This window comes from Microbacterium sp. SL62, from assembly GCF_026672635.1.
Classification (GTDB): domain Bacteria; phylum Actinomycetota; class Actinomycetes; order Actinomycetales; family Microbacteriaceae; genus Microbacterium; species Microbacterium testaceum_A.
This window is the reverse complement of sequence record NZ_JAPPRM010000001.1, coordinates 1,161,171-1,173,805: the sequence shown is the minus strand read 5'-3', so window position 1 is coordinate 1,173,805 and position 12,635 is coordinate 1,161,171. Positions and strand designations below refer to the sequence as shown.

The following is a 12,635-nucleotide window of genomic DNA, read 5'->3' as shown; positions in this document are numbered from 1 at the left end:
TTTGTCAGGATCTGAGATGAGGTTGCGCACGCCGACCATCGCCGCACTTTCCGGGCAAGATATCTCCTATGGGAGCTTCGGTTGTGGTTGTGGACGACGACGATGACATCGCCGGTCTGTTGCTGATGGGGCTCGAGCGTGCGGACATCTCAGCAGTCCGGGCAAGCAATGGGGAGGAAGGAGTCGACGCGGTGTTGCGCGAACGGCCGCGCGTCGTTCTTCTCGATTGGATGATGCCCGTCATGGATGGCATCCGGGCATGCGAGAAGATCCGAGCGACGCGCGATATCGAGCAGCCCCGCATCCTCATGCTCACGGCCCGCGCGCAGACCGAAGATCGGTGCCGAGCGCGCGAGTCGGGCGTCGACACGGTCATCCCGAAACCCTTCCGACCGCGGGCTGTCGTCGCGCAGGTTCAGGAGATCATGGGGCGCTGACCGAGGAGTCCGGCGAAGCATCGTCGCCGCGCCCTAATCCGCCCCGCCACCCGGCGCAAGGTACACCGGTCATGTCGGAGGCCGCCGCTACCGTGTGAGCATGGGCCTGTTCTCTCGTCACCCCGCGCCGCGCGACGCCATCACCTCCGTCGCGCAGGCCGTCCAGACTCCGCCGAAGAGCCTGTGGGCCGACGGGTTCGGCCGGCTCGCGGTGCGGGCCGTGCAGATCATCGTCATCGTGGTGCTCGTCGCGGGGATCATCTGGGGCATCCAGCAGGTGACCCTCGTCATCATCCCGCTGGTGCTCGCGCTCATCTTCGCCTCGGCCTTCGGCCCGGTCACGATGTGGATGCGCCGCAAAGGCGTGCCCGCGGTCATCGCTACGCTGCTGACGCTCTTGGCCGTCGTCGTGGTGCTCGCCGGCCTCGGCTGGCTCGTGGCGAACGCCGTCATCAACCAGTGGGACTACCTCAGCTCGCAGGCCGTGCAGGGCTTCGAGCAAGCCCAGGACTGGTACCACACGCTGCCCTTCGCGATCTCTCAAGACCAGGTCAATCAGGCGATCCAGGGTATTCAGGGCTTCGTGACGAGCTCGTCCTTCGGCACCGGCGCACTCGCGGGCGTGAGCGCGGTCGCCTCGTTCGTGACCGGCTTCGTGCTCATGGTCGTCATCCTCTTCTTCTTCCTCAAAGACGGCCCGCGCATGTGGGAGTTCGTCCTTCGTCCGTTCCACGGCAGCGACTACGAGCGGGCGCGCCGCATCGGCGACAAGACGGTCACGGTGCTCGGCTCGTACGTGCGCGGCACGGCATCCGTCGCCGCCGTCGATGCGATCGGCATCGGCATCGGCCTCGCGATCCTGCAGGTGCCGCTCGCCCTGCCGCTGGCCGTGCTCGTCTTCCTGCTCGCGTTCATCCCGATCGTGGGTGCGGTCACCGCCGGCATCCTGGCCGCGCTCGTCGCGCTGGTCACCAACGGTCCGATTGTGGCCCTCATCGTCGTCGGAATCGTCGTGCTCGTGAACCAGCTCGAAGGCAACTTCCTCCAGCCGGTGCTCATGGGTCGCTCGATGAAGCTGCACTCGTTCGTCGTGCTCGTCGTGCTGGCCGGTGGTACCGCGATCGGCGGCATCCTCGGCACCCTGCTGGCCGTGCCCCTGACCGCCGTGGTGTGGGGCATCATCACCGTCTGGAACGGCCCCGACAAGCCGGCCGAGTGGGCGCGCCGCAAGAAGCGTAAAGATCCCGTCCCCCTGTCGGGTAACGAGAGCTGACGCCCGTGCCGTACGACATCCCGGCGCCGATGCTGGCGAAGTCCGTGCCTGAGGTGCCCGAGCACGCGAAGGTCGAGGGCGGCTTCAGCTACGAGCCCAAGTGGGACGGCTTCCGCGCCCTCATCTCGTGGGACGGCACCGACGTCGAGATCGGCAGCCGCGGCGCCAAGCCGCTCACCCGCTACTTTCCCGAGCTCGTCGCGGCGTTCGCCGAGCTGCTGCCCGAGCCGTGCCTCATCGACGGCGAGGTCGTCGTGGCCCGTGGGGCGGAGGGCGAACAGCGCCTCGATTGGGAAGGCCTCTCGCAGCGCATCCACCCCGCGGCCTCGCGAGTGAACATGCTCGCCGAAGAGACCCCGGCCATGTTCATCGCGTTCGACCTGCTCGCCCGCGGCGACCGCGACCTGCAGGACGAGCCGTTCTCGGAGCGACGGGCGCAGCTCGAAGACCTGTTGGGTGCCGTGCCGCATCCCGTGCACGTCACGCGAACCACCGACGACCCCGACCTCGCCCGCCGCTGGCTGGCCGAGTTCGAGGGCGCGGGCCTCGACGGCGTTATCGCCAAGCCCCTCGCCCAGCCCTACACACCGAACAAGCGCACGATGTTCAAGATCAAGCACGCCCGCACCGCCGACGTCGTCGCCCTCGGGTATCGCATCCACAAGTCGGGTGAGGGCGTGGGCTCGCTGCTCGTCGGCCTCTACGACGACGAAGGCCGTCTGCACGGTGTCGGCGGCGTCTCGGCGTGGACCGACAAGCGCCGCAAAGAGCTGATCGACGAGCTCGCGCCCCTGGTGGAGCGCGACGCCGACGGCGAGGCGGTGGTCGGCGAGACCGATCGCTCGCGCTTCTCGGCGTCGAAGGACGTGTCATTCGTGCGGCTGCGCCCCGAGCTCGTGCTCGAGGTGCGCTACGACCAGCTCGAGGGCATGCGCTTCCGCCACACCGTGCAGTTCGACCGCTGGCGCCCCGACCGCGACGCCCGCTCCTGCACCTTCGCGCAGCTCGAGACCGTCACCTCGTACGACCTGGGCGACGTGCTCGACTGAGACCGGCTGCTCGTCGAGCTGGCGGTGCGGTCGGGGTATGGCATCCGTGCGCTCTGATCTGTCCGCGCGCGTCTCGAAGACAGGGAACGCCACCGGAACAGGCCAAAACTGGCGGCGCAACCGTCCTGTCCTCGACGCCGCGTCATGTTTTCGTGACGGCGATCGCGGGCGCTACCCCGCGGCGTCCGCCTTCAATGCCGCCCGGCGGGCGATCACCACGACGCCCGCCGCAGCTCCGGCGAACATGGCGGCGAGGATGACCCACCCGCCCGTCCCGAGGTCGATCGCCGTCAGCGTCACGACGGCGGGCGCGATCATCGCCCCCACCGCGTACCCCGTGCCGTAGACGCCCTGGTAGCTGCCCATACGCTCCTGCGGGGCGAGGTCGAAGCTGAGACTCCAGCCCGCGGCGCTCGACATGATCTCGGCGAGGGAGTGCACGACGGCGGCCGCCAAGAGCACCACGATCACCAGCGTTGCGGGCCCCCAGCCCTCTCCCCCGACCCATCCGGCACTCGCCCACAGCGCGCACGCCGCCACCATCAGCCACCCGGCGCGCGTCATCGCGCGTCCCGCGCCGGCGAAGGTTCCGGTGCCGCGGCTCATCCGCACCTGCAGCAGCACCACGACGATCGTGTTGACCAGCAGGAGCGGGCTCACCACCACGTCGGCGGCGATCGTGTGCGCGACGACCCACAACGGCACACCGATTTCGAAGACCCCGAACTGAATGCCGAAGACCCCCATCAGAGCGGTCAGCCACAGGAAACGTGGGTCGCGGTAAGGACTCCGGCCTCCCGCGGCGGCGGCCGTCGAGTCAGGTGCCGTGACCACGACGTCGACGCGCGCCGGGTCCAGGCCGGCGACGAGCACCGCGGAGGCCAGGAAGAGCGACCCGGCGAGAGTCATCGTCAGGTGGAAGGCGAAAGGCGTCCCGAGTGCCAGGGGAATCGCCGCGATCGCGGTTCCGACCCCGATGCCGACGTTGGTCACGGTCCGCATCGTGGCGCGGATCCGCACGCGATCCTCGCCGCGGAACGCGCGGCCGACCACGGACGAGCGCACGCTGCCGCCGCCCTGCTGGGCGAGCAGCACGAGAGATGCGACGACCACGAGCGTGGGCAGATCGCGCACGAACAGGTAGCCGATGAGGGCGCCGCCCTGCACGACGTGCAGCACGACGAGCATCGTGCGCGCGCTGAAGCGATCGGACAGGTGCCCGAAGACGAGCGAGCTCGCGACACCGACCGCGCCGGCGATCGTGAGGCCGATTCCGACCGTGACCGGCTCGAGGCCGACGATGAGCGTGAGGTAGAGCGTGGTGAGGGTGAAGAACGCGCCGCGACCGAGGGTGTCGACCAGGGTGATCGTCAGCAGGCGACGGAGCGTCTTGTCCGTTTGCACGAGGGTTCTCAGGGGGACGGTGGGGATCGTGCTGGTCACGTCTCCATTGATCCAGGCTTAGCGGGGCCGTTCAATCGATGTAGCGTAGGGCTTCATGATCCGATACGAGTTGGACGCCGCCGACATCTCGGCGATCCGCTTCGGCATCTCGCCGCTGTCCGAACTCGGCCTCGGTCTGCGCGCGCTCTCACAGCCCGACGGCTTTCCGCTGCAGCGCCCGTGGCTCGAGCGGATCGCGTCGGTGCGCCCGCTGCTCGACCTCGAGGTGCTGCTCGCGCTCGTCAACGACCGCAGGTGGACCGCCGACTTCGTGAACCCTCGGCCGGCTTCTCCGCTGACCTCGCTCGATGACGAGCTGACCGCGCTCGGACGGATCACCCGCGCCCACTTCATGACCGACCTCGAGCGCGTGCACGGGGAGGTGCCCGCGGTGTTCCGGGGCCGACACGACCTGGTCATCGCCCGCCTGCAACGTGCCCTCGCCACCACGTGGGATCTGTGCTTCGCCCCGCACTGGGCGCGCATGAGCACCGTGCTGCGCGCCGACATCGCTTACCGCGGCCGCATCGCCGCCCAGGCCGGGATGGGCACCGTCCTCAACGGACTCTCGGATGCCGCCCGCTACGACGGCCGCCACCTCGACGTTCGGCTGTGGAACCCCGAGATCCGCCGTCGCCCGGTGCGCGGCGACGGGCTCACTCTCGTCCCCTCGATCTTCACGGTCCGCGTCTCGACGCCCATCGACGACGACCTGCCGCCGACGGTGATGTACCCGGCCCGTGGCCAAGGGGCGATGTGGTCGACGAGCGGGCAGCCCGCGCCGGACGCCGTGTCCGACCTCCTCGGGCGGACGCGCGCCACCCTGCTCGCGGCCCTGGGCGAGCCGGCATCCTCCACCGATCTCGCTCTGCGTCTCGGGGTGTCGACCTCGGCGATCAACCAGCACCTGCGCGTGATGGAGCGCGCGGGCCTGCTCAATCGCGCCCGCTACGGACGAGCGGTGCTGTACTACCGCAGCGCCGCGGGAGACGCTCTGACCCCCTAGGCGTCCGGATTCTTGGCGCGGGACGGCTGCACGCGCGGCGGCTCGCCCGGCATCTTCGGGAACTCGGGAGGGAACGGCAGCTCCCCCAGACCGTTGTCGAGGTCACGCTGCCACCACTCCAGCAGGGTGTCGATGCGTCCGGGCTTGTCGGCGAACCCCTTCCAGGGATCACCGACGGATGCCAGTCGCTCGGGGATCGAGCGCACGGTGAACGCGAGCGGGTCGAGGTCGTCGAGCTCGTCCCAGGCCACCGGCGTCGACACCGTCGCGGTCGGAAGGGCCCGTGGCGAATACGCCCCGGCCATGGTGCGGTCGCGATTCGCCTGGTTGAAGTCGACGAAGATCCTCTCGCCGCGCTCTTCCTTCCACCAGTTGGTGGTCACGGCATCCGGCATCCGTCGCTCCAGCTCGCGTGCCGCGGCGATGACCGCGTGCCGCACGTCGAGGAACTCGTGTGTCGGCTCGATCGGGCAGAACACGTGCAGGCCGCGGTTGCCACTGGTCTTGATCCAGGGCTCGAGCCCGGCCTCGCGCAGCACCGCGCGCAGCTCGTGAGCGGCGGTGACGGCCTCGGCTATGCCCGTTCCCGGCTGCGGGTCGAGATCGATACGCAGCTCGATCGGATGGTCGGGATCGGTCGCGAGCGAGGCCCACGGGTGGAACACGATCGTGTTCATCTGCGCCGCCCACACCGCCGACGCGATCTCGCCGAGGAAGAGCTGCGGATGCCGCCGCCCGCTGTTGTACGTCACGGTCACCGCCTCGACGAAAGCGGGCGCACCCTTCGGCGGGTTCTTCGAGAAGAAGGCCTCGCCGCCGACGCCCTCGGGAAAGCGCTCGAGCGAGACCGGCCGGTGCCCGTTCGCGGCGATGAAAGGCTCGGCGACGGCGATGAGGTACTCGGCGAGCTCGCGCTTGGTGATCCCGACCTCGGGCCACAACACGCGGTCAGGGTTCGAGATGCCGATCTCGCGCTCGCCGTCGGGTCCCGGAACGGTCAGCGTGATGCGGGGGGATGCCATGACCCGACGCTAGTGCGCGGGCCGGGGCCGTGTCTGCCCCGTTGCGGGCATTCGGGCGGGGCTCCGCTTCTGCGGGGTGCCACTACCGTGGGGTGTCACTGCCGTGGGGTGCCGCGCCCGTTCCGGGGCACGCTTCGTGGGGCACCCTTGCCGTGGGGCGCCTCGGCCGTTCCGGGGCACGTTTCGTGGCCCCGGGGCGCGAGAGATGGCCCCGGGTCCACCTACGCACGGCACCCGCACGCTCCCTGCCACCCTCGCTCGGCCCGCGCACCGCATCCGCCCCCTGGGCCACACCGCATCCGGCGCGGATCAGGTCGCCATCCGTGGCCCCGGGGCGCCAGAAGTGGCCCTGAGGCCACGTACGCACACCACCGACGCCCCGCGGCGGGCGTGTCCAGCCCGAGCCGCGGCATCCGCCCCGGTCCTACGCTCGGTGTATGACCTCCGCCGCCGCCCGCTCCGCCCTCGACATCGCCGACTGGCGCCGCCGCGTGTTCGCGCTGTACGACGCCGTGCGCGAAGCCGATGATCCCGAAGACGCTCACGAGCTCTGGCGGATCGAGCGCGACGCGCTGTTCGCCGATCACCCGGCCACTCCCCTGCTCCCGGAACAGCGCGAGGGCTTCGTCGGACTGCCGCTGGCGCCGTACGACGCCGCGTGGCGGTTCGAGGTCCCGCTGCTCGACGCCGACGAGGCGTCGTTCGTCGCCACGACCGGCACCGACGGCGAGGTCGGGTTCGAACGCATCGGTCGCGTCGAGCTCCCCGACACCGGCTCGCTCGATGTCTGGCGGCTCACCTCGTATGGCGGAGGGTTGTTCGTCCCGGTACGGGATGCCGCAGCCGGACGCCCCGGCGGCACGTACGGCGGCGGGCGCTACCTGCTCGACACGATCAAGGGCGCCGACCTCGGCCGCGGCACCGCCCCTGACACCCTCGTCATCGACTTCAACTTCGCGTACAACCCGTCGTGCGCCTACGACCCGATGTGGGCGTGCCCGCTGGCCCCGGCCGGCAACGTCCTACCCGTCGCGGTGCCGGTCGGCGAGTTGTACGGGGTCTGACACGAACGACGGCGGGCCGCCCCGAGAGGGAGCGGCCCGCCGTCGTTCGTGTCTTACGCGGTGGGTTCGGCGCCCTCTTGCGCGAGGGCGATCACGGGTGCGAGCTCGTCGCGGTCGATGCGCATCCACGGTCCCGCCGGATCGATCAGGATGCCGGTGAGCCCGGTGTCCCCGGCCAGCGCCTTCGCGAGCTGGTCGCGCTTGATGGGCAGCGGCTGGTCGCCGCGACCGAGGGCGAGCAGTTCGAGCGGGTGCGTGAACACCTCGAGGAAACGCTCGCCTGTCGCCGAGCGTGACTCGGCGACGCCGATCGGGCCGCCCTCCTCGGAGCGGTTCACGCCGATCCACAGCGGAGCCTCGGCGACGATCGCGTCGACGATGGTGGATGCCGTCGAGTCGTCGCGGGTCTCGCACAGGGCCGTCTTGATGCGGAGTTCGGGGTCGACTTCGGCGACCATGCGCTCGAGCAGCGCCTTGGGGAGCACCGCGCGGTTCGCGCCCGACGCGGGGTCGAGGATGATGCCCGCGTAGGGACCGGCGAGCACGTGACGCAGCAGGGCCATGACCGGCTGCCCCATCGCCGAGGTGTCGCGGTCACCATCGGCGTCGACGCTGGCGCGCAGCGCCAGTCCACCACTGTAGGCGAGCACGAGCTGCTCGTCGCCGTTGTTGGCCACCGCGAGCGGCAGGTCTTTGCCCTCGGCCAGCAGCGCGCGGGCGTCGCCCTTCACCCGCAGGAAGACGTGCCCCTGCAGCAGCTGACGCGCGATGTTGAGCAGCTGAGCGGGCTCGGGCTGACCCTCGATCTCAGCGAGAGCGTTACCGAGCAGCACGTTGTCGCGCAGCCCCGGCACCGTCTCGGGCGCCTCGGGCGCTTCCATCGCGCCGGGCTGACGCGCCGAAGGGCGAGCAGCAACGGGTGGGGTCGACGACGGTTCGGGGGTGTCGGGGCCGGCACCCACACCGCGGAACGACGACATCGAGATGCCGACGGTGGGGGCGGCCTCGGCCGGAACCTCCGGGGCCGGAGCAGCGTCGCTCGGGCCTGCGGGATCGACGGGCTGTTCGCCCGGCTCGATCGTAGTGTCGGGCCGGTCGACCGATGCGTCGTCGGAGTCGGACTTCTTGCGGCGCGAGAAGAGAGCCATTGTTTCAGCCTAGCCGGGGCGCTCCCCCGCCCGGTCCGCCGAGCGCGGCGCCGTGGGGTCGGTAGGGTGCGCCCGGAGGATCGGCGGGTCGCGCGTGACGCGGGCCCGGCGGGCTCCCGTGCACGTTTGGGGCGGGATCCGTAGCTTGGGGCAGCAGTTTCACGCCCCAATTGACAGAACACGCCCCAAACCCCGGGTTTCACGCCCGGCGCGGAACGACACCGCGATCGCCCCACGGTGCGCACATCCGCAGATGTGGGGCGGAAGCCGCAGCCTGGGGCAGCAATTTCACGCCCCGAACCACGGAACACGCCCCACACCCGAACCCCGTGTCGTGGGGCCGGCGGGTTGGGGACCTAGCGCGTGCAACGTGCGCACTGCACGCCCTCCGGCACGGAACACGCCCCATTTGACAGAATCCGCCCCGAACCGCCCCGCGCGCGGGGAAAACCTCTCGCACGCGGGAGACCCCGGCGCCTGCCGCCCAGCCCAGCGCCCGGCGCTCAGCCCAGCGCCCGGCGCTCAGCCCAGCGCCCGCCGCCCGCCGCCCGCCGCCTACAGCTTGGTGATCGGCGCGATCTTGACGAGCAGTTTCTTCGGGCCGACGGTGTCGAAGCGCACGTGCGCCACGCGCTTCGCGCCCTCGCCGGTCACGGCATCCACTCGGCCCTCGCCGAAGTCGTCGTGCCGGATGCGGTCGCCCGACGCCAGCTGCATGTCGCCGTTGTCGCGGACCTTGGCCGGGATGCGGTTGGGGAACTTGCTCGGATCGGCCGGCGCGCGCTTGGGCAGCGGCACCAGGTCGTCACCGTACCGGCTTCCGCCCCCGGGCTGGCCGGGGCGTCGTCCGCCGCGGGCGTTGAGCGCGCGCGACTGCGAGCCGCCACGGCCGTTGACGTCGCCCGGCGACTGCCGCCAGTCGATGAGGTCGGCGGGGATCTCCTGCAGGAACCGACTCGGCATCGCCACCGTCACCTCACCGAACTGCGCGCGGGTCATCGCGAGCGAGACGTGCAGGCGCTTGCGGGCGCGCGTGATACCGACGTAGAACAGCCGCCGCTCCTCTTGCGGACCACCGGGCTCGTTCGCCGAGATGCGGTGCGGCAGCAGATCTTCTTCGACACCGGTGAGGAAGACCGCGTCGTACTCGAGGCCCTTCGCCGTGTGCAGGGTCATGAGCGACACCGAGCCCGATGCGTCGTCGAGATCGTCGGCATCGGCGACGAGGGTGACCTCGGTCAAGAAGTCGATGATCGTGCCCTCGGGGTTGTTGCGCGCGAATTCGCGGGTCACGGCGACGAGCTCGTCGAGGTTCTCGAGGCGCGCCTCGTCTTGCGGGTCTTTGCTGGCGCGCAGGGCATCGAAGTAGCCGCTCTTGTTCAGCAGCAGCGTAAGGCCTTCGGTGACCGAGGTGGAGGGGGCGAGCTCTCCGGATGCCGGGAGCATGATCGCCGTGGCCTCGGTCAGCACCGCGTCGAGCTGGTCGATGGCCTTCTGCAGCTTCGGGCCGACACCGATCTGGGCCGAGTTGGCGAGGGCATCGCGGAAGGTGATGCCGTGCTCGGCGGCGTATCGAGCGATGGCCGTCTCGGTGACATCGCCGATGCCGCGGCGCGGACGATTGAGGATGCGACGAAGCGCCATCGAGTCGGCGGGGTTCGCGACGGCGATGAGGTACGCGAGCGCGTCCTTGATCTCGGCGCGCTCGTAGAACTTGGTGCCGCCCATGATCTTGTACGGCACCGCGGAACGGATGAAGATCTCTTCGAGCGCACGGGACTGCGAGTTGGTGCGGTAGAACACCGCGACTCCGGAGTACGGCAGCCCCTTCTTGTGCAGCGCCTCGATCTCGTCGGCGACGAACTGCGCCTCGTCGTGCTGCGAGTACCCGGTGAAGCCGATGATCGGGTCGCCCGCGCCGACGTCGGTCCAGAGCTTCTTGTCTTTGCGGTCGAAGTTGTTCGAGATGACCGCGTTGGCCGCCGAGAGGATGTTCTGCGTCGAACGGTAGTTCTGCTCGAGCAGCACGACCTTGGCGCCCGGGTAATCGCGCTCGAACTCGCTGATGTTGCGGATGTCTGCACCGCGGAACGCGTAGATCGACTGGTCGGAGTCGCCGACGACGGTCAGCGAGGCGGCGTCTTCGCCGGTGGGCTCGGCGTCGAAGATCATCATGCCGCCGGACGAGAACGGCTCGGCATCCGATCCCGGAGGCCGCGTGAGCTCGTGGATGAGCGCGTACTGCGCGTGGTTGGTGTCCTGGTACTCGTCGACGAGGATGTGGCGGAACCGCGTACGATAGCGGTCGGCGACCTGCGGGAACGCCCGGAACAGGTAGACCGTCTGCGCGATGAGGTCGTCGAAGTCGAACGCGTTGGCCCGCTGCAGCTCGCGCTGGTACGAGCCGAAGATCTCGACGAACACACGCTCGGCGGGGTCGCTCATGTTCGCGGACCGCGCGTAGGACTCGGCATCCGCCAGCTCGTTCTTCAGCTTCGAGATGCGGCTCTGCGTGCCGGCGGGGGTGAGGCCGAACGAATCGCCCTCGTGCTCCTTGACGAGCCGCTTGATGAGGGCGCGCGAGTCGCCGGAGTCGTAGATCGTGAACGACTTGGTGAAACCGAACTGCTCGGCCTCGCGTCGCAGGATGCGCACGCACGCCGAGTGGAACGTCGAGATCCACATGCCGTCGGCCTTCTGCCCGATCAGCTGGTGCACGCGCTCGCGCATCTCGCCCGCGGCCTTATTCGTGAAGGTGATCGCGAGGATCTGGCTGGGATACGCCTCGCGCGTGCGTAGCAGCGACGCGATGCGGCGCGTGAGCACGCTCGTCTTGCCGGAGCCGGCGCCCGCGACGATGAGCAACGCCTGGCCGCGATAGGTCACGGCCTCGCGCTGCGGACCGTTCAGCCCCTCGAGGAGGTCGGCGTCGGGTCGGGATGCCGACGGTCCGGGACCGTCGACGATGAGGGGCGTGGAGGCGTCGGTCATGGCGTGGTCAAGTCTAGGCGGGGCCTCCGACATCGGCCCTGTCGGCGGCTACGCCCGAGGGTTTGCGGCGTGCAACCGTGGCCCCGGGGCCACGGATCGCGCCCCGGGGCCACGAACGACGCCCCGGGACCGGCCACCGGCCCCCGCGCCCCAGCTCTTCGGCCCCGCGAACGCCTCAGCTGCGCGCTTCGCCCGCCGCACCCGACGACAGCAGCGACTGCGCGCGCGAGAAGTGCTCGGCATCCACCGTCACGTCCCACCGCTCGGCTTCGAAGCCCTGCACCGACGAGAAGTCGCGGCGCCCGCCCGTGAAGGCGTGCCCGACGAAGCCGAAGACCGCGCCCCACACGGCACCGAGCACGAGGCCCAGGAGCACGAACCCCAGGAACCCTCCCACGCTCAGCAGACCGATGAGGACGCCGATCATGAGGCCGAACCACGCACCCGAGGCGGCGCCGAGGCCCGCGGCGCGGCCGCGCGTGAGGCGTCCGGTCACCTGCTCGACGATGCGCACACCCGTTCCTACGATCGCGGTGTGCTCGACCGGGAAGCCTGCATCGGACAGGCGGTCGACGGCGGCCTGCGCCCCGGTGTAGTCGCTGAAGCTCGAGAGGACGCGGCGCTCGGGCGTGGCACGGGTGATGTCGGACATGGCGGGTTCCTTCCCTCGGTGACCCCACGCTAACGACGCCGCCCGCACCGCGCGGGGCGGTTGCGCGCGGGCCGGGCCCCGGTTAGCGCCGAAGTATCACACCCCGGATGCCGTTCAGCCGACACCGCGATGATGGATCCATGCGGCTGATCCTCAACGTCCTCTGGCTCGTGCTCTCTGGCTTCTGGCTCTTCCTCGGCTATCTCGCCGCGGGGATCGTCCTGTGCATCCTCATCCTCACGATTCCTTGGGGGATCGCGTCCTTCCGCATCGGGCTGTACGCCCTGTGGCCGTTCGGCCGCGAGATCGTCGCGAAGCGTTCGGCCGGCGTCGGTTCGTTCCTCGGGAACGTGGTCTGGGTGATCCTGGCGGGCTGGTGGCTCGCCCTGGGGCACATCTTCACCGGGCTGCTGCTGTGCGTCACGATCATCGGCATCCCGCTCGGCATCGCGAACTTCAAGCTCGTCCCCGTGTCGCTCATGCCGCTCGGCAAAGAGGTGCGCGAGATCGGTCGCGGCGGACCGTTCGACCAGACGCTCGGCCGGTAGGG

11 protein-coding genes are annotated in these 12,635 nt (G+C 70.0%); 6 read left to right on the top strand and 5 right to left on the bottom strand.

The features are described 5' to 3' along the window. Positions 1–89 precede the first annotated feature (89 nt). From OVA26_RS05560 to OVA26_RS05550, 3 genes are all read left to right on the top strand, one after another. Positions 90–437: a response regulator transcription factor gene (locus tag OVA26_RS05560; RefSeq protein WP_268103342.1), complete on the top strand. Its 348-nt coding sequence runs from the start codon at positions 90–92 to the stop codon at positions 435–437. A 100-nt stretch (positions 438–537) separates the two neighbouring features. Next, entirely contained in the window at positions 538–1,710 is a 1,173-nt protein-coding gene (locus tag OVA26_RS05555) for an AI-2E family transporter (protein WP_268103341.1), read from the top strand. Between the two features lie 5 nt (positions 1,711–1,715). Continuing rightward, complete coding sequence (locus OVA26_RS05550; protein WP_268103340.1) at positions 1,716–2,759, top strand: ATP-dependent DNA ligase; 1,044 nt, start codon at positions 1,716–1,718, stop codon at positions 2,757–2,759. A gap of 171 nt (positions 2,760–2,930) precedes the next feature. Here OVA26_RS05550 and OVA26_RS05545 read toward each other — a convergent pair whose 3' ends face one another. Then, the gene (locus tag OVA26_RS05545; protein WP_268103339.1) at positions 2,931–4,202 is read right to left on the bottom strand and encodes an MFS transporter; all 1,272 of its coding nucleotides are present in this window, start codon (positions 4,200–4,202) and stop codon (positions 2,931–2,933) included. A 55-nt stretch (positions 4,203–4,257) separates the two neighbouring features. On the opposite strand from OVA26_RS05545, the gene OVA26_RS05540 reads away from it, so the two are divergent. Beyond that, on the top strand, positions 4,258–5,208 hold the full coding sequence (locus OVA26_RS05540) for an ArsR/SmtB family transcription factor (RefSeq protein WP_268103338.1): 951 nt from the start codon (positions 4,258–4,260) through the stop codon (positions 5,206–5,208). Here the strand turns inward: OVA26_RS05540 and ligD are convergent. After that, positions 5,205–6,230 (bottom strand): non-homologous end-joining DNA ligase, encoded by a 1,026-nt coding sequence (gene ligD, locus OVA26_RS05535; protein ID WP_268103337.1) that lies wholly within the window; start codon positions 6,228–6,230, stop codon positions 5,205–5,207. The two genes, OVA26_RS05540 and ligD, sit on opposite strands and share 4 nt — an antisense overlap. 437 nt (positions 6,231–6,667) lie before the next feature. Here ligD and OVA26_RS05530 point away from each other — a divergent pair, with 437 nt between their 5' ends. Beyond that, the gene (locus OVA26_RS05530; RefSeq protein ID WP_056226561.1) at positions 6,668–7,294 is read left to right on the top strand and encodes a DUF1684 domain-containing protein; all 627 of its coding nucleotides are present in this window, start codon (positions 6,668–6,670) and stop codon (positions 7,292–7,294) included. 53 nt (positions 7,295–7,347) lie between these two features. Here the strand turns inward: OVA26_RS05530 and OVA26_RS05525 are convergent, their stop codons facing one another. The 3 genes from OVA26_RS05525 to OVA26_RS05515 form a co-directional block, all read right to left on the bottom strand. Further along, positions 7,348–8,442, bottom strand: a complete 1,095-nt coding sequence (locus tag OVA26_RS05525) for an SseB family protein (protein ID WP_268103336.1) — start codon at positions 8,440–8,442, stop codon at positions 7,348–7,350. 555 nt (positions 8,443–8,997) lie between these two features. Next, positions 8,998–11,433, bottom strand: coding sequence for an ATP-dependent helicase (locus OVA26_RS05520; protein WP_268103335.1), 2,436 nt, complete (start codon positions 11,431–11,433; stop codon positions 8,998–9,000). 175 nt (positions 11,434–11,608) lie between these two features. Further along, positions 11,609–12,085 (bottom strand): general stress protein, encoded by a 477-nt coding sequence (locus tag OVA26_RS05515; RefSeq protein WP_268103334.1) that lies wholly within the window; start codon positions 12,083–12,085, stop codon positions 11,609–11,611. A gap of 140 nt (positions 12,086–12,225) precedes the next feature. Here OVA26_RS05515 and OVA26_RS05510 point away from each other — a divergent pair, with 140 nt between their 5' ends. Beyond that, a complete protein-coding gene (locus tag OVA26_RS05510; protein WP_268103333.1) occupies positions 12,226–12,633 on the top strand; it encodes a YccF domain-containing protein in 408 nt (135 codons plus the stop codon). Positions 12,634–12,635 lie beyond the last annotated feature (2 nt).